Here is a 25,097-nt window from a genome sequence, read left to right on the forward strand (position 1 = left end):
GGAACATATGGTTACTAAGTTGAAACAAACGGCTAACTACTTCCCACATTTCCTATTGCTATTCATTGTGTTTCAACCAATTTTAGATTTATTAACATCTTTTTCAATCTATGTGTTACACATGAGCGCAACAGTTGGAATCGTAGTCCGTTTCGCCTTTATGCTTCTTGCATTAGGTTATCTACTTCTTCATAGAAAACAACACGGGGCAAAAAAGTACATTCTCTATTTATGCCTACTCGGGATCGTACTAGCAATTGGTCTTGTAAATAATATGATGGTCAAATCTCCAGTTTCATTTGGCGAAGAAGTGAAATTTATTTTAAAGAGCATATATCCAATTGTGCTACTGTTTGGATATATTATCGTCTTTAAAGAGTTAAAAAATAAAGAATATACGTTTCATAAAATCATTACATATTTCTTATATGCAACTTTAATTTTCAGCATCACACTGATTGTTGCAATGCAAACTGGTACAGATTTCCCAAGCTATCCTCACTCAAAGATTGGTTCAAGAGGTTGGTTCTTTGCTGGAAATGATTTAAGTTCTATTTTTGCAATTATGTTCCCAAGCGTAGTGTTATATTCGATTCATAAAACAACTTCTTTCTCGAAAATCTATTACTGGATTCCAACAATACTTGCGATGTATGCAAGTATTATGGTCGGAACGAAAGTAGGATATGGTGCAATTGTTCTAACGCTTGGCGTGGCACTTTTATTCTCATTCATTGAATATATGATTCATCGCAAAAAAGAAGGTAAAGGATTCACATATCTCGTAAATACAGTTGTTGCCGCTGTTGTTTTAGGAGGTTTAATTGCACTTACACCGCATACTCCTATTGCAAAAAATATGGGCATCCACATGCAAATATACGAATACAAAAAATCAGTACAAGAAGAAAAGGATAGAAAAGAAGGAAAAGTAATTAAAGAAGATCCAGACGAAGCAAAAAAACATGCAAAAGGTGAGCTAACAGACTCTGAGGTCAAAAGTTTAATTTACAGTGATCGCGATAAGTTTTTAAAAGTATACAAACAATACTATAAAGAAGCACCGCTATCACAAAAATTATTCGGAATGGGCTATGCTGGTAACTATACGGTTAAAATTAAATTAATCGAAATGGACTTCCACGATCTATTCTTTGCATTCGGAATCGTCGGTTTCCTTATTTACTTAATACCGCTTCTATACTTCGGTATTAAATTATTCATTCGCGTCATAACAAACTTTAAGAAAATAATAACCGTGAAATATATGCTATTAGCTAGCACTGTTGTACTATCACTTGGAATCGGCTTTATGTCCGGCCATGTATTAACAGCGCCGTCCGTTAGTATTTTCTTCGTTGTTATACTCGCTTACTTAATTGTTGATTTAGAAATAGAATAAAAAAAGAAGCAGCATCTATTTGGATGTGAACTGCACCCCAATTGTTAGACACACAATCTAACAATTGGGGTGCAGTTTTTCTATGGATAAATTTACCTCCTCTCATATTCAAGATACTAATTCTTACCGCTTCTGTAATAAGTGGTTTTATCTGCTTATTACATTTTTGTATAGACAGAAAATCTCGTTGTTCCTCTTCATTACTCCATACTTCAAAAACATATACAGCATTCGGCTCATCATTAGAATTACTTACAATATACACTTCACAAGTATCCCTAATGACTGCATTGATTCCTTCGCCTCTAACAAAATATCTGCTAATATATCTCGATTACTTTCTTCCACGATAAATTTGCCATACAATCCGAATTTACTCCCTATTCTCCTCCTTAGTTATGTCACTTCTCTTATCTCAAAATTAATAATTCCCATAAATCACTCAAATGCCTTCTTTTCCATTTTAAAAAACACTTAATTGCCCACCTTTCTTATGTATTAAATTAGAAACTATTTACATAGAATAATTATTTTAATCGAATTATTAACATGCTAAAATATTAAAGGCACTTTTATTTAAAAGAATATATAATAGAAATGTCGTTTTTTTGCACGAAATGTATTTTTGAATAAAGTGAGGAGAATCCTTTGGTATTTAGTAGTTCGATTTTCTTATTTATCTTTTTACCTCTCGTATTATTTTTCTATTTTATAGTGCGTGCCGAGCTTCGTAATTTCGTATTACTTGCATTTAGTTTAATTTTCTATGCATGGGGAGAACCACGTTTCGTTCTTTTAATGCTCTTTTCTATTGTATTAAACTATTGCTTCGGCCTACTCGTGCATCATTATGATAAACGAAAAAATATGAAAGTCACATTTTTGATTATGGCTGTGGTCGGGAATATTTTATTACTTTCTTATTTTAAATATATTTCATTTTTCACAGACATTTTAAACAACGCTTTACATTTATCTATCCAAGTGGAACCTATTCCACTACCAATTGGGATTTCATTTTATACATTCCAAGCGATGTCCTATGTCATCGATATATATCGTAAAGACGGTGATGTTCAAAAGAACCCACTTAACTTAGCACTATATATTTCTATTTTCCCTCAGCTTATTGCCGGACCAATCGTTCGTTACAATATCGTTGCTGAACAAATTAAAACGCGTATCCATTCTTTTGAAAAATTTACAGAAGGTCTACAAATTTTCATTCTAGGATTAGCGAAAAAAATATTAATCGCCAACCAAGTCGGGTTTGTCGCAGATAAAATCTTCGCCTTACCGCCGTCTGAGATAAGCGCTGGAACAGCTTGGATTGGGATTATCGCCTATACACTTCAAATCTATTTCGATTTTTCAGGGTACTCTGATATGGCAATTGGACTTGGAAAAATGTTCGGATTTGATTTCCCGAAAAACTTCAACTATCCGTACATCTCTAAATCTATTTCAGAATTTTGGAGAAGATGGCATATTACACTCGGCTCTTGGTTCCGCGATTACATATATATCCCGCTCGGCGGAAACCGCGTTTCAAAACTAGCGAATTATCGTAACCTCTTCATCGTATGGGGGTTAACTGGTTTATGGCACGGGGCGAGCTGGACATTTATCGCCTGGGGCTTATATTATGGCTTTATTATTTCAATTGAAAAAGCTGGATTCGAAAAAATATTAAACAAACTATGGAAGCCGCTGCAACATGCATACGTATTAGTAATCGTTATGATTGGCTGGGTCTTCTTCCGAGCTGACAACTTCGCTTACTCGTTCCAATATTTAAAAGCTATGTTTGGCATAGGGGGGCACTCTTTCGTCGATGATAATACAATGTTATACGTACATGAATACATTATTATTTTTATCATTGCCTTTATCGCAGCGACACCTATTTTAAAGAGAGTTAAAAACATACTAGAACTTGCACCAAAAACATATACGTTCGGGATGCAAGTTGTACGTCCTATATTATTACTAACATTATTTATGCTTTCGATTATGTATTTAGTTAATTCAACATATAATCCATTTATTTATTTCAGGTTTTAACTTATCCCGCTATTTGCCGGGCAGTAAGATCCCCACCTCAAAATTCAGCGAAAGCAAAGAAGTTAGGTGGGGGTCGGGCTTCCCGTAAAAGCCCGATTGGTTAAGGCTAATAATCAGTGGGGATGAACAAAACCCCCACTGATTAAAGTTTCACTTTATGTAGGAAGGAAACGTTATTATGAAAAAATTGGGGAACATCGTCCTATTTACCGGTTTTCTCACCATTATCTTTTCATTTGGCATATTATCGCTTCTCAAAACTGACCGAGCAGTTTCGCCCGTTGAAAATCGTCCACTCGCTCAAAAACCAGCTCTTACAAAAGAAGCTGTCATAAATGGTAGCTTCTTTAAAGACTTTGAGACATATACAAACGATCAATTAATCGGAAGAGATGATCTCATAAAAAACTATACACTTGCTCAAATTAAAATGGACAAGTCTCTCATTAACGATATTATTTTAACTGATGATAAATGGCTTCTTAAAAATCCAGCATGGACTACAAAATATAATGAAATCGATCAATCCATGCCAGCTGTAAACGACTTATCTCAGTTTTTAAAAGAACAAAATATCGAGTTTTACTTTGCCTTACCACCGTCCAAAACGAATGCATTATCATTTAAATTACCTTCTCATATTCACACATATGCACAGGAAAATTTAAATTATTTTCTAGATAAACTTCCAGCGGACGTAAAACCAATTAAACTCATGGAACACTTTAAGAAAAACTATACAAATGAAGAAATACAAAGTATGTACTTCAAAACAGACCATCACTGGAATATGGATGGTGCCTTCTTAGGCTATCAATATATAATGAACACAATCGTGCAACAATCTTCTATATATAAAGGAAAAGAAATAAAAAAAGAAGATTACACTCGTACGTGCGCTCCAAATAAACATCTAGTCGGAAGCTTTAACAACCAGCTATACCAACTGATTGATGCGACTGGTGAAAAACTATGCTACTACACACCAAAAGACGGTTTCAACTTTACAAGCGTAACCGCAAAAGATGTGAACGGCACTGTATATCGCACATTGGATGAACTATATGGCGTAGAAAAACAAAATGATACAACATCATACGCCGGTTATTACACAAACGACTATCCAGAAATCGTCATCGAAAATAACAATGCACCAAATGATGTACGAGCTTTAGTCCTAAAAGATTCATTCGCAAACGCAATCGTGCCTCACTTAGCACAAAGCTTCAATCACACATCTATCCTCGACCTTCGTCACTATCACGAAAAGGATATATATCAATACATTAAAGACAACAACATTAACATGGTATTGTTTGTGTATAGTGATTCGAACTTGAGCGGTGAGATGTTTAAGTTTAAACAATAAAAGAAGCCTCTTGTACATGTACAAGAGGCTTCTTTGTATTATATATTTGGGTGTGTACAGCTTGTGAAACGATTTCGCTTGTTACAACATCTTTATCTCTTAATACTTTGAATACTAATGTACCTTTGTCAGTGTACTTAGTAGTTAAAGTATTGTAGATGTCTGCATTGAAGTTTGGAAGTGCAGAAGCACGGTCAATTGCTTCAGATGGATCGAATGTTCCGTCTGGTTTACCCTCGATAGCCTTTTTTGCTACTAAATAATTAATGTACTCTTCACTCCAAGAACCAGGTTGAACGTCTGAGAATGTTTTACCTGCTGCTACTGAAGATACAACACCTGCTACCATTGCTGCTGTCATTGTACCTACGATTAATTTTTTGCCGACATTTTTTCTTTCATACGCTTCTCTTTCAAATTCTTACTTACATAGCAAAAAAAGAACAGGTAATTCCTGTTCTTTTTCAACTCAATTATTGAATTAAAAGAGGAATGACCTCTATTCTATTCCTCTTTTTATAGACTCTTTTGCATGTAAGTCATTAATAATATATTTGGACGCTATGGCAATTTGCTCACGCAATTCCTCTACCCTTTGTCCTAACATTTCTTGTACATATTCTGTTTGCTCTAATTGTTTAACCGCCATACTATGTAATGTTTCTGTCGTCCAGTCTCCATCAACATTCCCAATAATCGGCTGATTTACTTGTTGTAAAAACGAATCGATCTTTGGATCATATGAAATTCCAATCATAGGCGTGTTTGCAACTGCCGATAATATAAGAGCATGCAGTCTCATCCCTATTAAAAGGGAGCATTCTGATAAAATAGAGATTTTCTCATGAATATCCATTTTATAAGGGAGCATGTGCGCTTCTTCTCCCATCAAATTAATGATATCCTTTGATGCATTTTGATCAAATGGTCCATGCATCGGTACAAATAAAATATGGTATCCCTCTTGCTTAAGCTTTTTCAGCGTACCTGCTAACTTCTTCATATAATCTTCTTTTGCATCCCAGTACCTTACACTAACCGCAACGATCTTTCCTTGCAGAGAATGTTTTTGAAGCCAATTGGATTTCTTTTCTTCTTGCTGACAAGCTAATACCGGATCTGGAACAAGTTCGATATCTTTCTTAATACCAATTTCTTTTAAATACAAAAAAGAGTCTTCATCACGTACTGATATATATTCAGCCTTTGATACATGCCATTTCACTAATAAACGATTTTGCTTCTTCGTAATAGGTCCGATTCCTTGAGCGTAAATATAATACGGCTTTTTCAAAAAACGGGCAAGCCGCATAATACCCGTATAGTATAAAATACTTTTAATACTCGTCTTATCTTGCAAGAGACTTCCGCCTCCGCTAATTAAACCATTACTTCTCTTTATTTCTCGGTAAATCGCTCTTATATCCCAGCGATTTACTGCTTCTACACTGTACATTTTCCTTGTATAGTCGGGGTCATTTGAAAGTACAACAAGCTCAAGAGTAGGATCCTCTTCATGTAGCGCTTTAATAATTGATTGCAAAATTGCTTCGTCCCCAACATTATAAAAACCATAATATCCTGATAAAACTAACCGCACTCTTAATCTCCTCCAACATTTCACAATCAACTCTTTTTGTAATTAAACAAATTGTTATCCATTCCTTGCCGAGGAAGGATTGATAACTTCAAATTGATTTCTTTCGCAAACATCTAAAAAGTCGTACCCATTTATAATATTGTTCATTTTCTATAACAAACGATTTTATTTACGTAAAAATGGAATTTGTTCTTTCGATATCCAGTTTAGTTTAAGTGCACATATGCCATATAATACTGAAGCTACACTTAGCGCTACACCACTATATATCATTGCTAAAACCCTGGAATCTGTCACATTAATTAATGTAGACACAAAGTATAATGCTATACCTAAAATACTAGATACTCCAATCACAGCCAAAAACTTCCCTATATCCATTGGATAAGAAAGATCTTTTCTAATATAAATATGATTTGCGATACAAATCATTATATAAATAATTAGAGTACTATACGCTGCTCCATTTATACCGAATTGATTTACTAGCGCTATATTTAATATAATTTTTACAAAACTTGCACCGATGACAATCCATGCTGCTTGCATCGAACGATTAATCCCTTGCAAGATTCCTATTGATAATACCATAAGTGATGTGAAATACGAGCTACCAATTAAAATAGCTAACATACCACTTCCTTTTGTATCTGTAAATAATGCAACATTAAGCGGTACTGTGAGCGCCATAAGCCATATCGTTATCGGCATTGTTAAAACGTGCGCAAACTCATTTGTACGTTTTACTGTCAGTTTAGCTAAAGCTATATCTTTTTTTGTTAAAGCTGCTGTTAATAATGGAATTAATGGAAATACTATCGCACTTGCAAATACAACAATTAATTGCGTAAATGCAAAACCACGGCTATATATACCAAACTGTTCCTGAATCGTTGTAGAAGATTCATGTAGCACATGTGGAATTGTTACAGAATCAACTAAATTTAAAACCGGCATAGATAACGCTCCAATTGCAATCGGAATTGAAATACGGAGTATGTTTTTCCCGTTTTTCTTAAAGTCTTGCAATGAATATGTTTTACTCTTATAGCGATACGGGCTTTTCACATATTTTACTCGCAAATATATGAGTGACGTAATAACACCAAAACAAGAACCAATCATCGCTCCGCCCGTTATGATATCACTGCTTTTATTCGAATATACAAATACATAAGCGATCGTTAACATTAAGAATACGCGAATCAACTGTTCAATTACTTGTGATACACCAGTAGGTATCATATCTCCGAACCCTTGGAAATATCCACGGTACACTGCCATATATGGTGCGATTAATAAAGCAAACGAAGTAACAATTAATGCTAGCCTCGTCTCTTGCCCACCAAGCATATTTGCAATGCCACTTGACCCCATGATAATAATTAAAAATCCGAGCACCCCAAATATAACACCGATAATAGACGCGGACGTAAACAATTTAGCTATTCCGTCCCGATCATTCTTTTCATGAAGCTCAGCTATTAACTGAGATATTGCTAGCGGGACTCCCGCTACTGATAAAGTTAAGGCTATCATATATACAGGAAAAACAAGGCGAAAAATCCCAAGTACTTCATCCCCCGCTATATTTTGCAATGGAATTTGAAAAAAACTCCCCACTACTTTCGATAGAAACGTTGTAACGGTTAAAATCGCAGCGCCTTTTACAAACTTTTTATTCATCTTCTATCTCTTTTCTTTCAATATATAATCTACATAAAATATTAAATCAGTATTATTCATTCATTTTGAGAATCATCACCTTATCTCATTTAGTTATCATACCAAATTTCTTATATGTTGAATACTCTCTTTCTTTTTATGTTTTAAATATAATATGTGCCATATATATGTTCTTTTATCCAGTTTTTTCTTCAATTTACTACTTCTACTTGTTCAAGATAAATATGTGCTATATAACGTAGCTATTGTCAGTAAGAGGAGTGTTTGTAACATGCTGAATGCGGTAAAGAAATTGTTAGGAGATTTTCAAAAGAGAAAGCTAAAAAAGTATGAACAACTTGTTCAAGAAATTAACAATTTAGAAAAACAAATGTCTAGTTTACCTGATGAAGAATTCCAAATATAACAAACACAGTAAAAATAATAAAAACTTTCACACTCTACAAAGCATTCCGTGTGAAAGTCCTTATTATTACATAGATTTAGTTCCTAAAAATTGTAATTTCTCTTTTTGTTCATTATTCGCCATCATCACAATCGTCTTTTCAACATGCGGATGTATATGTTCAAGTGTTACACTCGCTCCTGCTTTATCCGATTGCTCAACAAAGTTTAATAATGCCATAGCCCCTGATACATCCATATAGCGTACATCTTTCATCCGTAAAATAACTGGTGACTTCACATCTTGTAAAGAAGCAAAAATACGATCTACTGTTAGAAATGAAAGTGGTCCCTGAATTGTATACGTCGCTTCTTTTTCTTTTATAATAGAAGCTTTACGTTCTTTACACTTCACCATGTATATAATGAAAGAAAGAATAATGCCAAACGCAACAGCAACCATTAAATCAAATTTCACTGTCACAAACATCGTTACGAGCATTACAACTACATCACCTCTTGGTGCTACATGCATCTTCTTCATACTTTCCCAATCAAACATTCCAATACCGGTTAAAATTAAAATACCTGATAATACAGCGAGCGGAATATATTGTACCACTGAACCCAGTCCCATAATGAAAATGAATAAGATGACGCTATGCATACAAGCTGAAAGTGCCGTCTTCCCCCCGCTTCTTATATTAACGATAGACCTAACAGTTGCACCTGCTCCTGCTAATCCACCGAACAAACCACTTGCAACATTGCCAATACCTTGTCCGATTAACTCTTTATTACTTTTATGACGTGTCCCCGTCACATTATCCATTACGACAGATGTTAATAATGAGTCAATTGATCCCAGTAAAGCAATACTAAGTGCCGGTAATACAAGTGCTAACATGCCATTTGCGTCTAAAGTCGGTACGTGAAGAGATGGCATCGCCTCTGGAATTGCACCTATCTTTTCAATCATCTTATTTAAAGAAAGAGTTCCTACAACTGGTAAGTTTACCGTAAGTCCTTGTAGCATAGAAGAAAACAACGGCAACGTTACTGTAACACCTACTAATGCTACTAAACTTGATGGAATGGCCTTAATCCATTTTCCAGAAACAATCATTACAATGATCGTTAATAACACAAGCAGAAAGCTATTTTGTACGTGCTTCATTTCACCTAAAATAATAATGAGTGCAATCCCATTCATAAACCCTGAAACAACAGGATACGGAATATAACGAACGTAAGAGCCTAGCTTACATACACCAAATAAGATTTGAAATAACCCCGCCATCATAAATGCAATAAAACTTGCTTCTAATCCGTGAGTTGCAATAACACCTGTTGCAATAACTGTAATCGGCCCAGTAGGACCCGTTACTTGCCCCGGTGTACCACCAAATAACGCCGCAAACAAACCTGCAAAAATCGCACCATACAACCCGACTAGCGCTCCCTCAGACGTTCCCGTTGCGGCAATACCAAATGCAATTGCTAGCGGCAAAGCAACAATCGCAACAGTAAACCCTGCTAAACATTCCTTTGCTATTTTTTGAAACATAAGAATAACCACCTTTGTATAAAGTCCATTTTCCATTGTACACCTAAAAGGATACATTCGTTAGTTTACTTTTTACAGTATCGTGACGTAAACGGATTCAATGAAAAGTTTCCCCCTTACCTTTGGAAACAATTGCAACTATGCTATAATGAACAAATTAAATCTTTTACTATATACTTGGAGGCACTATGCTAACTTTTGAAGAAAAATTATCAATTATTGAATCTTTCCCGGAATTAGAAAGAAAGAACGTATCATTAAAACGCGTAAACTTTCACTTTGAAGAAAGTCGTTTAGATAAAAAGAACGTTGTATATCATTTACATCCAAACGGAAACGGGTTTGTATACGCAAACTTCATTAAAGGTTATAAAACAGATGATAAAGGCATGATTAACATCCGTGAGTTTTCAGAAGAAGAATTGCGTTCAGTAATTGAAAAAGTAATTGAACGTCTATCACAGGAGCAAGAAGAAATTGTTACACCGATGGAACCTGCTGCAGAAGAAGAATGGAAGAACGAAGACGGTCATATCCTAACTCTTATTCAAGAGGATGATATGTGGAACGTTTACGCTGGCGTAAACTTAGACGGTACATTCAACTCTTATCCAGAAGCTGCGGAATACCTTGATGAAGAAGGTTTCTCACGTAAATAATACGTTTCTTACTACTAATGAGGCCGTCCCATTTTTTTGGGGACGGCCTCTCTTATTAATAGGCAGGTTATTATTGTCGTATTTTGCAGTTAAGTCGATATATTTAGGATTAGGCTTTTGGAACATTTCCATCCCTAAAATTATGGAATCAAAACTTCTTATTCTCACTATCCCCTATAAAAATTTGAATTTGACAACTATAAGACTCCGTATTAAAAAAATCATTAACTAACTCTACTTCAATAAAACTCTCTACTTCTATATTATTTTCTCTTGTATATTCGATTATAATATTTCGACGTTCTTCTTCATTTTCTTTACTATACGCTAATGTTACATATTTCCCGCCTGGTAATACTTTTATATTTGGCATCTCTTCCATATGTACATAATCTTGTACCTTATTAAAAACATACTTTGGTTCTACATCCCACTTTTCATTGACATTGTATAGAATCCCCATTTCCATTGACATTTTCTCTTCATTATCTTGAATAAGTTTCTCTAAATCCGAATAATAAAGTAACTCCTGTAAACTCCCCACTTCTTTACAAGGCGCTACAATTACATAACGCTGTTCAAAGAACTGAATAGATATTTCATCATTCTTTAATATGTCCTGTGAACTCCCTACTTTCTCATTTAACCCATCAATCGTTTCAATTACCTCTTTCATTTTCTTTATATGTTCTTCCGCTTCCGCTCTCTTTAATTGTAAAAATTGTAGCAACTTATCCGTATTACATTCCTTAAAAATCTCTTGAAGTTCTACTATACTAGTGTTCAACTCTCTACAGCTTTTTATAATATCAATATGAATGAATTGATCTATAGAATAATATCTATATCCTGTTGATTCATCAACATGTTTTGGAATAAGAATCCCCATCTTATGATAGTACCTTAGTGCTTTTATCGTAATATCCTTTATTTTTGCAACTTCTCCAATAGAAAATATTTTTTTCATTTGAATCTCTTCCCTCATATTTTTTCTCACAAGACTATTGACTCTCCTCTAAGAGCCTGTTTATAGTCTTATCTTTTTATTAAAATAGCGAGAAATCCTAGGACAACCATTTGTTTACTTGTTTCTAGTTTTCTCTCTACATTTTTGAACAATCGTCTGTATTTTTCTAACCAAGCAAATGAGCGCTCTACGATCCATCTTTTAGGGATCACTTGAAATTGATGCAATTCGGACCGCTTGGCAACTTGTACTTCAGCATTCAATAGCTTTTGAATTTCTTTTTGAAACTTTTCTCCTGTGTACCCACCATCCGTGAGGATGGCTTCTATGGTTTCTTTCAATTCAGGATATTGCTCGTACATTTCGAGTGCGCCTTTTCGATCTGTGACATTGGCAGTGGTAACATGGATTGCATGGGGAAATCCAAGAATATCTACACTGATATGTCGTTTAATACCAGAAACTTTCTTACCACCATCATAACCTTTTTGTTCAGCCGTATCTGCATTCTTAACACTTTGGGCATCGACAATATTAAAGCTAGAGCTTTTGGGGCGATTCACTGCTTCCCTTATTTGCCCAACAATTTTTTTAATAAGGTCTCTAATAGACTACTACCTTCGGCATTGGATTTACTCCATTTTGCATAGTAGCGGTAAACATTTTGCCATTTGGGATAATCTTTTGGTAAAGCACGCCACTGGCAGCCTGTACTCAGAACATAGAGTAGTGCATTGAACACATCATAAAGGTCATACTTTCGCGGACTTGTGCGTTTGCTAAACGTTTCTAGTTCCTCACGAATGATCTCGAATTTTTCACGGCTGATATCACTTGGATAAGACATACACTCATCTCCTGTTTTTGCATACATCCTAACATATTTATAAGACTATAAACAGGCTCTAAGAGGAGACCTTACTATTTATAATAAGTTATTTATATTGATAAAGGGAGTATAGAATTATGAACACAGTAAAATATAGAAGTCTTGTTAAGGAAGACTATGAGCCTATAAAACATTTAATTGGTGAAGCATTTGGATTTAATGAATTCATTACAGATAAAAAGTTTTTAAACTCAATATTAAACTTCTATCTACACAGTTGCATTTTAGGAAGTTCTTTTAGTAAGGTAGCTGAAAAAGATAATAAAGTTATCGGTGTTATTTTAGGCGATTCCGAAAAAGATAAAAACCGTTTAAAGAAATTCCATAATACTATTAGCTTTACCTTTAACACGCTGAAACTATTCATAACAAATAAAGAGAATAGAGAATTTTTAAAAGCATTTATAAAAGTTCAAAAAACATATAAAGAACTCATTCAAGGAAAAGAAGATCATTTTCAAGGCTGTATACAATTATTCATCGTATCCGAAGAATCGAGAGGTCTTGGAGTTGGAAAATCTTTATTAAATCATTTATTCCAATACATGACAAAAGAAGATGTAATATCTTTATATTTATATACGGATAATGAATGTAACTATAAATTTTATGACAAACAAAACTTCCAACGTATACAAGAAAAAGCAGTTGATTTTGGGCCAAAAAAAGAAGATTTCAACGTATTTTTATACCGCTATGACTTTAACTAATCGTAGCGTGTACACTTCGAAGCTCTTTGCTACTTAGCAAAGAGCTATATTAAGTATGATCGTGAGTGGTTGTCAAAAATCATACTAACCTAGATCCTTCAGCCAAACTCTTCTACTACTATTGTTTCAGTTCGATTAGTGCGAAAGAGAGGAAGATGTATAACAACTTCAATATAAAAAGGAGCGCACAATATGGAATGGATTCACGAATTATTTCAGCAATATGGGTATTATGTGGTACTTGTCGGATTACTATTAGAATATATTGCTCTTCCGTTTCCAGGAGAGCCAACATTAGCCTATGCAGGATTTTTATCACATCAAGGTGATTTAAGTTTACCAATTTTAATTGTTTTATCCTTTATTGGGACAAGTGCAGGTATGACATTCCAATACTTTTTAGGGAATAAACTTGGTATGCCTTTCATTCAGAAATACGGGAAATATGTATTTTTAACAGAACGAAAAATTAATTTAACGAAAATGTGGTTTGATAAATACGGATATTTTCTAATCTTTATCGCTTTTTTCATTCCAGGCGTTCGCCACTTCACAGGCTACTTTGCAGGAATTATCAACTTACCGTTTCGCCGCTTTGCGATGACAATTTATGCAGGCGCCCTATTTTGGGTATCATTCTTCTTAATCAGTGGTTACTGGTTAGGGGAAAACTTAGACAATATTTTCCTAGTACTTGAACAACACATTTGGAAAATTCTCTTCGGTATTATTATCATTACGCTAATCACCCGATTTCGCAAAAAAATAAAGCATGCGTTTGTAAAAAATATGAATTAAAACGAAGAGCATGTTATTAAAATCTTTCAACAATACGTTTTATCCAAATTAGCTGCGTACAAAAATAATAAAAAGCGGAGACCCATAGTCTCCGCTTTTTCACATACATTTTGTTTCCGAACTAACTCTCACCATTAATTTTTTTTGCGTCTAAACAATCTCGATCCCAAAATTAATGCAAACATACCTGCAATAATAGAAGTAGATTCAGTTGATGCTCCCCCTGTTTGAGGAAGTAATTTGGATTGCTTATTATTTTCTTTACTAGATGGTACTTCAGATTTATTTTGTACATTTTGTTTGTTTTGTACTTCCGGTTTCTCTTTTACTTCTGGTTTGCTTGGTACTTCCGGTTTCTCTTCTACCTCTGGCTTGTTTGGTACTTCCGGTTTCTCTTCTACCTCTGGCTTGTTTGGTACTTCCGGTTTCTCTTCTACCTCTGGCTTGTTTGGTACTTCTGGTTTGTTCGGTACTTCTGAATGCTCTTTCTCTGGTGTTACCAAGATCTCCGGTTTTTCTGTTACCTCTGGTTTCTCTAGAACATTCGGTTCTTCTGTCACCTTTGGTTCTTCCGGTTTCGATGGCTCTTCCATTTCTTCTGTTGTTTCTTCTGTTGTTTCTTCTTCGATCGGTGTTACCTCTACTTGCGGTTTTTCCGTTACCTCTGGTTTCTCTAGAACATTCGGTTCTTCTGTCACCTTTGGTTCTTCCGGTTTCGATGGCTCTTCCATTTCTTCTGTTGTTTCTTCTGTTGTTTCTTCTTCAATCGGTGTTACCTCTACTTGCGGCTTTTCCGTTACCTCTGGCTTCTCTAGAACATTCGGCTCTTCTGTCACCTTTGGCGTTTCCGGTTTCGATGGCTCTTCCATTTCTTCTGTTGTTTCTTCTTTATTTTCTTCTTCAATCGGTGTTACCTCTACTTGCGGCTTTTCCGTTACCTCTGGCTTCTCTAGAACATTCGGCTCTTCTGTCACCTTTGGCGTTTCCGGTTTCGATGGCTCTTCCATTTCTTCTGTTGTTTCTTCTTTATTTTCTTCTTCAATCGGTGTTACCTCTACTTGCGGCTTTTCCGTTACCTCTGGCTTCTCTAGAACATTCGGCTCTTCTGTCACCTTTGGCGTTTCCGGTTTCGATGGCTCTTCCATTTCTTCTGTTGTTTCTTCTTTATTTTCTTCTTCGATCGGTGTTACCTCTACTTGCGGCTTTTCCGTTACCTCTGGTTTCTCTAACACATTTGGTTCTTCTGTCACCTTTGGCGTTTCCGGTTTCGATGGCTCTTCCATTTCTTCTGTTGTTTCTTCTTTATTTTCTTCTTCGATCGGTGTTACCAAGACCTCCGGTTTTTCTGTTACCTCTGGTTTCTCTAGAACATTCGGTTCTTCTGTCACCTTTGGCGTTTCCGGTTTTACTGGCTCTTCCATCTCTTCTGTTGTTTCTTCTGTTGTTTCTTCTTCAATCGGTGTTACCTCTACTTGCGGTTTTTCTGTTACCTCTGGTTTCTCTAACACATTTGGTTCTTCTGTCACCTTTGGTTCTTCCGGTTTCGATGGCTCTTCCATTTCTTCTGTTGTTTCTTCTGTTGTTTCTTCTTCAATCGGTGTTACCTCTACTTGCGGCTTTTCCGTTACCTCTGGCTTCTCTAGAACATTCGGCTCTTCTGTCACCTTTGGCGTTTCCGGTTTCGATGGCTCTTCCATTTCTTCAGTTGTTTCTTCTTTATTTTCTTCTTCGATCGGTGTTACCAAGATTTCCGGTTTCTCTGTTACCTCTGGTTTCTCTAACACATTCGGTTCTTCTGTCACCTTTGGCGTTTCCGGTTTTACTGGTTCTTCCATTTCTTCTGTTGTTTCTTCTTTATTTTCTTCTTCAATCGGTGTTACCAAGATTTCCGGTTTGTCCGTTACCTCTGGTTTCTCTAGCACATTCGGCTCTTCTGTCACCTTTGGCGTTTCCGGTTTTACTGGCTCTTCCATCTCTTCTGTTGTTTCTTCTGTTGTTTCTTCTGTTGTTTCTTCTGTTGTTTCTTCTGTTGTTTCTTCTTCAATCGGTGTTACCAAGATTTCCGGTTTCTCTGTTACCTCTGGTTTCTCTAACACATTTGGTTCTTCTGTCACCTTTGGCGTTTCCGGTTTTACTGGCTCTTCCATCTCTTCTGTTGTTTCTTCTTCCACTTGTTCTTCTTCTGGTTTTACCCAGATTTCCGGTTTGTCTGTTACCTCTGGTTTCTCAAGAACATTCGGTTCTTCTGTCACCTTTGGCGTTTCCGGTTTTACTGGCTCTTCCATTTCTTCTGTTGTTTCTTCTTCAATCTTTTCTTCTTCTGGTTTCACCCAAATTTCCGGTTTGTCTGTTACCTCTGGTTTTTCTTGCTTATTCGGCTCTTCTGTCACCTTTGGCATTTCCGGTTTAGTTGGATCTTCCAGTTCTTCTATTGTTTCTTCTTTACCTTGCTCTTCTACTTCCGTTGCTTCCTGTATCTTTATATTTGTAATATCATATCCATTAACTTTCGATTGATATCCTGATACTGGTTGTTCTTTCACTTCATACTTATGAGCTTTTCCTTCATTATCAACTGCTGGTAATTTTTCAAACTCATATTTCCAATCATTTGCTGCGGTAACTTCTTTCGTTGTAATAACTTTACCATTTTGCAGTAAATCTACTTTAATTGTTTCTGGGCGATCCTTTACTTTGTCGCCTTTCCACGTTTTTGTTCCTGTAACTGATGTAGTTTTCAACTTATTTGGAACCATAAGTTTTATTCCATTTACATCATCCTTCTTAATTGTAAAAGGAATTTTCGTTTGTGGATTGAACTCTACATAGTTCGGTGCTGAAATTTCTTGTACATAGTAATTACCTGGAGCAAGGTTTGGCGCTTCAACTATTCCGTCTTGATTTGTTGTATAGGAATCACCGATTTGCTGACCTGATTCTGTGTACACTTTAAAAGAAACACCTGGGATAATTTTCCCTTCGTTTCCTTCAATATGCTTAACAATTTGCAATGTTCCCTTCGCAGGTAAATCCCCTTCAGCTTCGCCACCAAATGATATATTTTTAACCTTTACACTATTAGATTCAGAAGTAGGCTTCTCATATAAAATTTGATAATCAAGTTTATAGTCATTTTGTAAAAATTCTAACTTTTTCCCACTCTCAGTTATAGTTGATGTATAGGCAACAGTAAATGAAGTGGCATTCCCCATATGTCTATAAACTACAACTTCAAATGAGTTATCACTAGTAAACTTAATATATCCATAGCCTCGCTGTTGAAATTGCTCAAGAGACAAATATTCTCTATTATTAATAGCTATATTAAAACTACCTTTATTAAGAATTTGTCCTTCTTGTAAAGTATCTTTCAAAACGATATTGTCATGTAAATATTGTTTCTTTAAATTTATATTTAAAAACCAACGTACTTCATTACTTTTGTCTGGCTGAATATCACCAGATTTATAGAAAAAGATCCCCGGTTCTGTACCTCCTCCTTTCGAGTGGGTAATGCTAACCGTTTGTTTTTCTAAATTTGTTCCTAAATTCGTTTGGACATCTTTCGTTTTTCCTGCTTCTACATTCGTAGCTTGAACAGTGAAATTAAAGTTCCCTCTAATATTTTCAAGCTTATCTACTGTATCATTAAATGTACAAACCACATTATTTCCATTAATCTGACACGCACCAAAAACACGTCCTGAATCATCCTTTAATGCAATTGTGCCACTAAAACCCTTTAATTCTGGAGGAAGTGCTAACGTTAATGTATCCCCGGACTTCATCTTTTTTCCAGGTTTTTCACTAAAGTTTACACGTATGCTAGTCTGTTCCCCATAATTTAATGTTGTTTTTTCGATTGCAAAACTATCAACAAATCCTGCTGTGTTTAATTCTTGAGCATGTCCGATGATAGGTGTAAAAACTTGTCCAATAATAACGGTAACAATAAAACAAATTACAGATATTCTTTTTAAATATGTACTCATAACGCCTCCAATTTCAATCATCACATTTTTATATTACAAAATCCTTTTCACCCTAAACCACCTTGAAAAAGGTTACAATTAAAGAATATTTGCAGCATCAAACTATCTTTAATCATGCAAAACAAATCAGTAAACAACACGATTCATTAACCATATTGTTCTCTTTTTCTGGCAGCCAACAATAAATATTAGTACTAATAAAAATGCATTACAAGACTGTTCATTTGCACTTTAATTTGTTACTATACCAGTAGTAACCAAAAATTACTAAATGACCACTTTAGTCATACGGTCATCTGACGACTGATTTTTTTCTCTTTCAAACATTATCCATCACCATTCTCCTTAATAATTTTATTCCACTAGTACCAAAGCACGAACATATTCTGAAATTACACACCCACATTTACTATTTTAATATTTCTCATCACTTCAAAAATAACCTTTTTAACAAGGATCATATAGTATTAAAATTAAAACAGGAAATAATAAAATATATCCTACTATAATAATAGGAAGTAATTATAAATAGAGGTGCATACAATTTTTTTTAGACTGTTATCTCCTCATTTTTAATAATTTCACAATAATAAGGCTACCTTTCCTTATTAAGAAAGATAGCCTTATTTGTATAGACAACTGCTCTACACCTTATTTCTTCGCGCTTTTTAACGACTCTCTTAGCACAAATTTTTGTAATTTTCCGCTCGCATTACGAGGAAGTTCATCTACAAATAAGTAATGACGCGGACGTTTATAATCTGCTAATTCATCACTTTCTTTACAATACGTTTCTAAATCAGCTTCTGAAATATTTTCATCTTTCTTTACAACGACCGCAACGACACGCTCTCCCCATAATTCATCTGGCTCACCAAGTACTGCAACATCTAATACACCAGGGTGACTATGAAGGAAATCTTCAATTTCACGAGGATAAATATTTACACCACCGCTAATTACCATATCATCAACGCGGTCTGCGACGAATAAATAGCCGTCTTTATCGAAGTAGCCTAAATCACCAGAATGATACCACCCTTTATACATCGATTTTGCATTTGCTTCTTCTCGATTATGATATCCAGCCATCATAGTCGGGCCGCGCAAAATAATTTCCCCTACTTCATAAGGAGGCAATACATCGTCTGGCTCTGCTGGTGCATCTTCGTTCGGTTTAACAATTCTAATTTCATGGCTAAAGCACGGTGTTCCTGCTGAACCAGCTTTCGTAATTTGATCCTCCTCTACGAGAAACGCAACAACCGGTCCCATTTCTGTCATTCCGTAAATTTGGACAAGATCAATATAAAGACGCTCTTTACATTCCTTCACTAGTGCTGGAGCCATCGCGGCCCCGCCATATACACCGATTTTCATCGAAGTTAAATCATACTCGGATAGATCTTTTTGCAGTAACATATTCCACATCGTTGGTGCTGCAAAAAACGTCGTAATCTTCTCTTCTTGAATTGTATGTAGCACTCGATCCGTATCAAAATGATGTAAAATAACATTTTTTCCGCCAACTTGAATGCGCGGTATGATCCCAGCATTTAACTCGCCGCAATGATATAAAGGCGCTACCACAAGTCCGGCGCTATCCCTGTTATATTTTATGAAGTACGTACAAATCATACTATGCTCAGCCATATCACGATGGCGATGTAGTACACCTTTCGGATGACCAGTCGTACCACTCGTATAAAGCATAGAACAATAATCCATCTCATCTACTACAATATCTACTTTTTCAGCTGATGCTTCATTTACTTTTTCATGGTAAGAACTCGCATAGGAAGGTGTATCGTCTTCTACATACCAAAAAGACGTATTTGGAAAATCTCGTTCAATCATAGCAACAGTTGATTCGACTGCTTTTTCAAAGACAACTAATTTCGAGGCTGCATCTTGGAGGATATACGATAATTCTTTTGCTTTTAAGCGGAAATTGATCGGGTTAAAGATCGCCCCAATTTTGGCACAGGCTAAGTAAACGTTTACAAATTCACGACAGTTATATAAGTAAACAGATACAGAGTCTCCTTTTCGTACTCCTTCTTTCAATAGAGCTTGCGCTGTTTTATTTATTTGCTCATCCCACTGTTTATATGTCCAGCGAATATTTTTTTCTGGTTCTACTAACGCCTCTTTATTCGGATACTTGCCAACTGCTAAATCAAAAATTCTCCCTATCGTCATGTACATGCCAACAATTTCCCCCTTTTCTCTTTCATAAATCTATCATTTCGTCTATAAGTAGACATTGTCCTCTAATAATTTGACTAATTTTTCTGATTATTATCGACATAGTTTTACAAACAGTGCCACTTGACGGTAAATGAAATTATATTGACGATTTTTAAAATATATTGACCGCAACTTGAAATATATCAGCGATTTTTAAGATATATCGACGCAACTTGAAATATATCAGCGATTTTTAAAATATATCGACCGCAACTCAATTTATATCAGCGATTTTTCGAATATATCGACTTACCGACAAAAACTGACAATATAAAGTGAAACTTTAATCAGCCCGGCAAATAGCGGGATAAAAAAGAGACTGTTCCAAATCGGAACAGTCTCCTTCTCCTTACGCGAATAGCTCTTCTAAAATTTTCAGTTTATCTTCTGTATATTTCACAAAGCCATCGTTATATGATTTTGGATCTTTCGGATTCGCAAAGTGTGTAATTGCTCCTGTTTGTGGGTGAACAAATTTACTTGATGCCCCGCAACCAAGTCCAATAATTGATTGTACTTCTTCCATAATAACAATATTGTAGATACTTTCTTGCGTAGGCATTGCATATCCAACGTTTTCTAAGTTACCTAAAATATTTTTTTGACGATATAAATAGTATGGCACGTAATTGTGGTTCTTCGTCCACTCTTCCGCCTCATGCATCATCGCAGTGATTTCTTCGCGACCTGCTACTTTATATTTACGTTTATTTTGTGTCATTTCAGAAGCACGTTTAAATGATAACGTATGAACTGTTAACGATTCTGGCATTAACTTTTCTGTTTCATCTAACGTATGCTTAAAGATTTCTAATCCTTCACCAGGAAGACCAATAATTAAGTCCATGTTAATATTGTTCATTCCCATTTCACGTGCTAAATGATACTTCTCAATCGTTTCTTCTACAGTATGATGACGTCCAATTGCTTTTAGTGTCTCTTGATGGTATGACTGCGGATTAATACTAATACGGTCAATGTTCCATTTATTTAACACTTCTAGCTTCGCTGGTGTGATCGTATCTGGGCGACCTGCCTCAACTGTTACTTCACGTACATCTTTCACATCTGGGAACGCTTCGTACATTTCTTCATACAGCATATCCATCTCTTCTGCTGTAATACTCGTCGGTGTACCACCGCCGTAATAAATCGTCGTAACTTTAACACCTTTTTCTTTCAAAAACTTACCGATTTCACGAACTTCATAATGTAAACCGCCTAAGAATGAATCAACAGATCCTTGGCGTCCGTTAATTGCGTAAGCAGGGAACGTACAGTACGCACATTTTGTAGGACAAAACGGAATACCGATATAAATACTTACTTCTTCTTTCAAGCGGTATAAATCTGGAACCACCGCTAATTGGCAATCAACAATACGCTGAAGAAGTTCAATTTTCTCTTCATGAATTAAATAACTTTCACGAAGTTCTTGGTGCGCTTCTTCTTTTGACATACCATTTTGAAGCATTTTGTGAAGCAGCTTCGTTGGGCGTACTCCCGTTAAAATACCCCAGCTCTGTTCAAGCCCAGTTAGCTGTTGAAGCACAGAAAGATATACATAAGAAACAACATGTTTCACTTGCTTCATACGTTCTTTTTCATCTGTAAAAGCAGATAAATCTTTCGAGAATGTTTCTTCATACACATTTCCGGTTGCAACATCTGTTAAACGAGCTGATGCTGCCACATTACCTTCTATCTGTATATCAACGATCAGATTTGCTTCTTCTTTCTCAAACCCTATCGTGCTCTCTTCAAAAAATAAACCGCCAATATTTTGTAGCGGACGTAAAAAACGATCATCTTGTAACGTTTTAATTGAAATTAACAACATTATCACCTTTTCATTTGCAAACTCTCTTTAGTTTACTTGAAGGGAGTTTGCAGGTCAATACAGAAGGTTTTACCTTATTTCTATATTATATTTACAACATACTGAATATTGATTTTCCACGAACATTTTCTAGTTGTATAGACATTATAACATACTCTTGCTACAATCTAGAACATATTTTGTTACTAATTTAACTATAAAAGGAGGACTGTTAACACGAGATACAGACTATAGCGTGTTATAACAACTATGAAAAAACAGTTTTACAACATTTTAGCACTTTCTTTGGCATTACAAACATTTGCAACTCCCACTTATTCATTTGCAGAAACTGCAAAGACAAACACAGAAACATCTACTGATGAAGAAGCCTTAAAAAGCATCGAAGAACATGCAAAAAAACATCGACATGATGAAGAGAATCACCTTGAAATAAATGGTGAATATCTGCTCCATTTATCAAAAAAACTTCCACTATATGATTCGAACACTTTACAGAACAAAACAAATAGTGAAGTTACTGACCAAGTCGTAAAGGCAACAAAGAAAAAAGATACTGCATACTATGTACAAACTGCGTCTAGTTCTGGCTGGATCAATAATGATGATAATAGTTTAGAAGTACGAGAGATTCATAAACTTTCCAATAAAAAATTAATTATAAAGGAAGAGACTTTTACATATTCACTTCCTTTCGAACCATTTAAAGAAGAAAATAAAATACAACCACAAACAATCACTCCTACTGAACAATCTGGGAATTGGTTTAAAATTCAAGTAAACGAAACATCAAAATGGATTTACGCGCCTTCAGCTACGTTTGAAGGTACGAAAGCATCCTTATTAGAAAATAAGAGTTCTACAGAAAAGAAAACTTTATATAGAACTCCCGCAAATTTATATACAAGCAATATTTATGGTGTGACATTTAAAGAAATGATTGTCCCAAAAGGTAATGAAAACATTCGACCTGGATACGCAATGGATCCAAAATACATTACAATTCATGAAACTGCTAATACGAGCAACGGTGCTAACGCTTTAAATCACGCAAAGTACCTAGATAGTCAAGCACGTGGAAACACTGATCGTTCAGCATCTTGGCATTTTACTGTCGATGATAAAGAAATTTATCAACACCTTCCATTAAATGAAGTTGGATGGCATGCTGGAAATAAAACTGGAAATTATGAATCAATCGGAATTGAAATTGCTGTAAATAGCGATGGCGATTATGTTAAAGCAGTAGAAAACGCCCGCAAATTAGCTGCGTATTTAATGAATGAACTAAATATCTCACTAGATCACGTTCACAAGCACCAATTTTGGAGTGGAAAAAACTGTCCTGCATTTATGATTCAACGTGGACAATGGACTGCTTTCTTACAAGGAACAAATGCTTATTATAATGAAAATCGTAAAGATGTTATCCCTGAAGAAATCCCACATGAAAAAGACGACATTACAGGTGGCTGGTATGAGCAAGATATTCGCCAGTTAGCAGCTAAAAAAATTATGTTCGGCGACGGTAATGGTTCTTATTGGCCAAATCGTCTTGTAACACGTGCCGAATTTGCAAACTTAATGTCCCGCTCTTTAAAATTACCTGCTGGAAATTCTAAATTTACGGACTTAAACGAAGCACATTCATCTTTAGTAGATGGAATTAATCGTGCCGCTAGCGCAGGTATAATTAATGGTCGTGGGAATAATACATTTGATCCAAATGCTACAATAACACGTGATGAAGCTGTTATTATGATTGATCGTGCACTAGAATACAAATGGATTTATAGAAAAGAAGTGAAATTACCATTCACTGACCAAGACTTAGCATACAATAAAAAAGCATTACAAAACGTTTATGCATACGGAATTGTAAAAGGTAATGAGCGAAACGAGTTTGTCCCAAAAGGTACAGCAACACGTGGTGAAGCTGCTGCATTTTTAAATAGAATGCTTAAAGTAATCGAAGCATAAAAACAAAAAAGAAACGTAGCGAAAATGCTACGTTTCTTTTTTCATCGTTTCGGTGTATTTTTATGATTTTTCAAAAATGGAAGCGGAAATTGCTTACGGAAATGCTCTTTAATCATATATTCTACGCCGTTCTCAATATTAGAACGTGTAATCCAGTCTGCGGCTTGCTTTAACTCTACAGGCGCGTTCCCCATCGCTACCCCAAGTCCAACGTTTTCAATGACCTCTAAATCTTCTATGCTATCCCCAATCGCGACCATTTCACTAAGGTGAATATTTAAATGCTCCCCAAGTAATTGTAAACCACGTAGTTTCGATACATTTTGAGGGAGAATTTCTATACGCCTCGCATCACATTCGACGTACTCTATATCTTGAAATGCCTTTCTTAACGTATTCATCCCTCTTTCTTTTTCACCTTTCGTATGGAAAACAATATCAATTTTTGGTGCAGCTACTGGATGATCGCGCAGTGCATCCCCTAGCGAATCTACAAATTGAACTGGATAAAATAACGGATCTGCGCTCGATAATACAGTACGCGCAATTAAGTTTGGTGTATTTCTCTCACGATTCCCAATTGAAAATCGTTCATGAGAAATGCGAACATTACAATCAAAATGCTCTAACACTTGCACAATATTAAAGGTTTTCTCTTCAGATAATCTCCTTTGAGCGAACGGCTTATCTAACGATGCTGAAACGAAAGCTCCGCCATGTGTAACTAATATAGAATCTAATTTTAGCGCCTTGGCAATTTTATGAGCCGATTGAAAATTACGATTCGTAAATAATGTAACGTATACATCTTTTCTTTTCACAAATTCAATCGTTTCCCGTAACCCTTTTGCGATTTTTCCGTTGTTGTATAGTAGTGTCCCATCTATATTAAGAGCTAGTAAGCGATAAATCATGTCGCACTCCCCCTCTTCGCTGTTGT

Annotated in this window: 18 protein-coding genes; 8 read left to right on the forward strand and 10 right to left on the reverse strand. The window is 35.5% G+C overall.

What is annotated here, in order from left to right; genetic code table 11:
• Positions 1-7 precede the first annotated feature (7 nt).
• From ACP6L7_RS23495 to patB1, 3 genes are all read left to right on the forward strand, one after another.
• Positions 8-1,402, forward strand: a complete 1,395-nt coding sequence (locus ACP6L7_RS23495; RefSeq protein ID WP_097829820.1) for an O-antigen ligase family protein — start codon at positions 8-10, stop codon at positions 1,400-1,402.
• Positions 1,403-2,050: 648 nt separating this feature from the next.
• Positions 2,051-3,466, forward strand: coding sequence for an MBOAT family O-acyltransferase (locus ACP6L7_RS23500; RefSeq protein ID WP_097829818.1), 1,416 nt, complete (start codon positions 2,051-2,053; stop codon positions 3,464-3,466).
• Positions 3,467-3,644: 178 nt separating this feature from the next.
• Positions 3,645-4,835, forward strand: a complete 1,191-nt coding sequence (gene patB1 / locus ACP6L7_RS23505; RefSeq protein WP_097829817.1) for a secondary cell wall polysaccharide O-acetyltransferase PatB1 — start codon at positions 3,645-3,647, stop codon at positions 4,833-4,835.
• Here the strand turns inward: patB1 and ACP6L7_RS23510 are convergent.
• From ACP6L7_RS23510 to ACP6L7_RS23520, 3 genes are all read right to left on the reverse strand, one after another.
• A complete protein-coding gene (locus ACP6L7_RS23510; protein ID WP_097829816.1) occupies positions 4,825-5,196 on the reverse strand; it encodes an S-layer homology domain-containing protein in 372 nt (123 codons plus the stop codon). The genes patB1 and ACP6L7_RS23510 overlap by 11 nt on opposite strands.
• Positions 5,197-5,334: 138 nt before the next feature.
• Positions 5,335-6,435, reverse strand: coding sequence for a polysaccharide pyruvyl transferase CsaB (gene csaB / locus ACP6L7_RS23515; RefSeq protein WP_097829815.1), 1,101 nt, complete (start codon positions 6,433-6,435; stop codon positions 5,335-5,337).
• A 165-nt stretch (positions 6,436-6,600) separates the two neighbouring features.
• Complete coding sequence (locus tag ACP6L7_RS23520; RefSeq protein WP_097829814.1) at positions 6,601-8,121, reverse strand: putative polysaccharide biosynthesis protein; 1,521 nt, start codon at positions 8,119-8,121, stop codon at positions 6,601-6,603.
• Positions 8,122-8,392: 271 nt separating this feature from the next.
• Here ACP6L7_RS23520 and ACP6L7_RS23525 point away from each other — a divergent pair, with 271 nt between their 5' ends.
• Positions 8,393-8,527 (forward strand): hypothetical protein, encoded by a 135-nt coding sequence (locus ACP6L7_RS23525; RefSeq protein ID WP_255290760.1) that lies wholly within the window; start codon positions 8,393-8,395, stop codon positions 8,525-8,527.
• Between the two features lie 66 nt (positions 8,528-8,593).
• On the opposite strand, the gene ACP6L7_RS23530 is transcribed toward ACP6L7_RS23525, so the two are convergent.
• A complete protein-coding gene (locus ACP6L7_RS23530; RefSeq protein ID WP_097829813.1) occupies positions 8,594-10,072 on the reverse strand; it encodes a SulP family inorganic anion transporter in 1,479 nt (492 codons plus the stop codon).
• 188 nt (positions 10,073-10,260) lie between these two features.
• On the opposite strand from ACP6L7_RS23530, the gene ACP6L7_RS23535 reads away from it, so the two are divergent.
• The gene (locus ACP6L7_RS23535; RefSeq protein ID WP_097829812.1) at positions 10,261-10,731 is read left to right on the forward strand and encodes a hypothetical protein; all 471 of its coding nucleotides are present in this window, start codon (positions 10,261-10,263) and stop codon (positions 10,729-10,731) included.
• 148 nt (positions 10,732-10,879) lie between these two features.
• Here ACP6L7_RS23535 and ACP6L7_RS23540 read toward each other — a convergent pair whose 3' ends face one another.
• The gene (locus ACP6L7_RS23540) at positions 10,880-11,728 is read right to left on the reverse strand and encodes a MerR family transcriptional regulator (RefSeq protein WP_097829810.1); all 849 of its coding nucleotides are present in this window, start codon (positions 11,726-11,728) and stop codon (positions 10,880-10,882) included.
• Positions 11,729-11,766: 38 nt separating this feature from the next.
• Positions 11,767-12,545 (reverse strand): IS5 family transposase gene (locus tag ACP6L7_RS23545; protein WP_430528891.1). Its coding sequence is split into 2 segments (ribosomal slippage): positions 11,767-12,284 and positions 12,284-12,545, totalling 780 coding nucleotides; the frame shifts between segments, so codons are not numbered across the junction.
• 119 nt (positions 12,546-12,664) lie between these two features.
• Between ACP6L7_RS23545 and ACP6L7_RS23550 the strand changes: the two genes are divergently transcribed.
• Positions 12,665-13,297 carry a GNAT family N-acetyltransferase gene (locus tag ACP6L7_RS23550; protein WP_097829809.1) on the forward strand — a complete coding sequence of 211 codons (633 nt, stop codon included), beginning with the start codon at positions 12,665-12,667 and terminating at the stop codon, positions 13,295-13,297.
• A gap of 192 nt (positions 13,298-13,489) precedes the next feature.
• Positions 13,490-14,095, forward strand: coding sequence for a DedA family protein (locus ACP6L7_RS23555; protein ID WP_097829808.1), 606 nt, complete (start codon positions 13,490-13,492; stop codon positions 14,093-14,095).
• 134 nt (positions 14,096-14,229) lie between these two features.
• Here the strand turns inward: ACP6L7_RS23555 and ACP6L7_RS23560 are convergent, their stop codons facing one another.
• From ACP6L7_RS23560 to ACP6L7_RS23570, 3 genes are all read right to left on the reverse strand, one after another.
• A complete protein-coding gene (locus ACP6L7_RS23560) occupies positions 14,230-18,087 on the reverse strand; it encodes a Cna B-type domain-containing protein (protein ID WP_430529453.1) in 3,858 nt (1,285 codons plus the stop codon).
• A gap of 651 nt (positions 18,088-18,738) precedes the next feature.
• Positions 18,739-20,295 (reverse strand): fatty acid--CoA ligase, encoded by a 1,557-nt coding sequence (locus tag ACP6L7_RS23565; RefSeq protein ID WP_097831229.1) that lies wholly within the window; start codon positions 20,293-20,295, stop codon positions 18,739-18,741.
• A 391-nt stretch (positions 20,296-20,686) separates the two neighbouring features.
• Complete coding sequence (locus ACP6L7_RS23570) at positions 20,687-22,177, reverse strand: coproporphyrinogen III oxidase (protein WP_141533569.1); 1,491 nt, start codon at positions 22,175-22,177, stop codon at positions 20,687-20,689.
• Between the two features lie 249 nt (positions 22,178-22,426).
• Here ACP6L7_RS23570 and ACP6L7_RS23575 point away from each other — a divergent pair, with 249 nt between their 5' ends.
• A complete protein-coding gene (locus ACP6L7_RS23575; RefSeq protein WP_141533570.1) occupies positions 22,427-24,157 on the forward strand; it encodes an S-layer homology domain-containing protein in 1,731 nt (576 codons plus the stop codon).
• A gap of 41 nt (positions 24,158-24,198) precedes the next feature.
• Here ACP6L7_RS23575 and ACP6L7_RS23580 read toward each other — a convergent pair whose 3' ends face one another.
• Positions 24,199-25,071: a Cof-type HAD-IIB family hydrolase gene (locus ACP6L7_RS23580; RefSeq protein WP_097831231.1), complete on the reverse strand. Its 873-nt coding sequence runs from the start codon at positions 25,069-25,071 to the stop codon at positions 24,199-24,201.
• Between the last annotated feature and the right edge of the window lie 26 nt (positions 25,072-25,097).

The organism is Bacillus silvicola (assembly GCF_050524305.1).
Classification (GTDB): domain Bacteria; phylum Bacillota; class Bacilli; order Bacillales; family Bacillaceae_G; genus Bacillus_A; species Bacillus_A cereus_AT.

Bases quoted from the DNA above. Each gene is read 5' to 3' on its own strand.
- ACP6L7_RS23560 (WP_430529453.1), bottom strand. From the start codon at position 18,087: ATGAGTACATATTTAAAAAGAATATCTGTAATTTGTTTTATTGTTACC.
- ACP6L7_RS23525 (WP_255290760.1), top strand. From the start codon at position 8,393: ATGCTGAATGCGGTAAAGAAATTGTTAGGAGATTTTCAAAAGAGAAAG.
- ACP6L7_RS23530 (WP_097829813.1), bottom strand. From the start codon at position 10,072: ATGTTTCAAAAAATAGCAAAGGAATGTTTAGCAGGGTTTACTGTTGCG.
- ACP6L7_RS23565 (WP_097831229.1), bottom strand. From the start codon at position 20,295: ATGTACATGACGATAGGGAGAATTTTTGATTTAGCAGTTGGCAAGTAT.
- ACP6L7_RS23580 (WP_097831231.1), bottom strand. From the start codon at position 25,071: ATGATTTATCGCTTACTAGCTCTTAATATAGATGGGACACTACTATAC.
- ACP6L7_RS23550 (WP_097829809.1), top strand. From the start codon at position 12,665: ATGAACACAGTAAAATATAGAAGTCTTGTTAAGGAAGACTATGAGCCT.
- patB1 (WP_097829817.1), top strand. From the start codon at position 3,645: ATGAAAAAATTGGGGAACATCGTCCTATTTACCGGTTTTCTCACCATT.
- ACP6L7_RS23495 (WP_097829820.1), top strand. From the start codon at position 8: ATGGTTACTAAGTTGAAACAAACGGCTAACTACTTCCCACATTTCCTA.
- ACP6L7_RS23520 (WP_097829814.1), bottom strand. From the start codon at position 8,121: ATGAATAAAAAGTTTGTAAAAGGCGCTGCGATTTTAACCGTTACAACG.
- ACP6L7_RS23535 (WP_097829812.1), top strand. From the start codon at position 10,261: ATGCTAACTTTTGAAGAAAAATTATCAATTATTGAATCTTTCCCGGAA.
- ACP6L7_RS23555 (WP_097829808.1), top strand. From the start codon at position 13,490: ATGGAATGGATTCACGAATTATTTCAGCAATATGGGTATTATGTGGTA.
- ACP6L7_RS23570 (WP_141533569.1), bottom strand. From the start codon at position 22,177: ATGTTGTTAATTTCAATTAAAACGTTACAAGATGATCGTTTTTTACGT.
- ACP6L7_RS23510 (WP_097829816.1), bottom strand. From the start codon at position 5,196: ATGACAGCAGCAATGGTAGCAGGTGTTGTATCTTCAGTAGCAGCAGGT.
- ACP6L7_RS23575 (WP_141533570.1), top strand. From the start codon at position 22,427: ATGAAAAAACAGTTTTACAACATTTTAGCACTTTCTTTGGCATTACAA.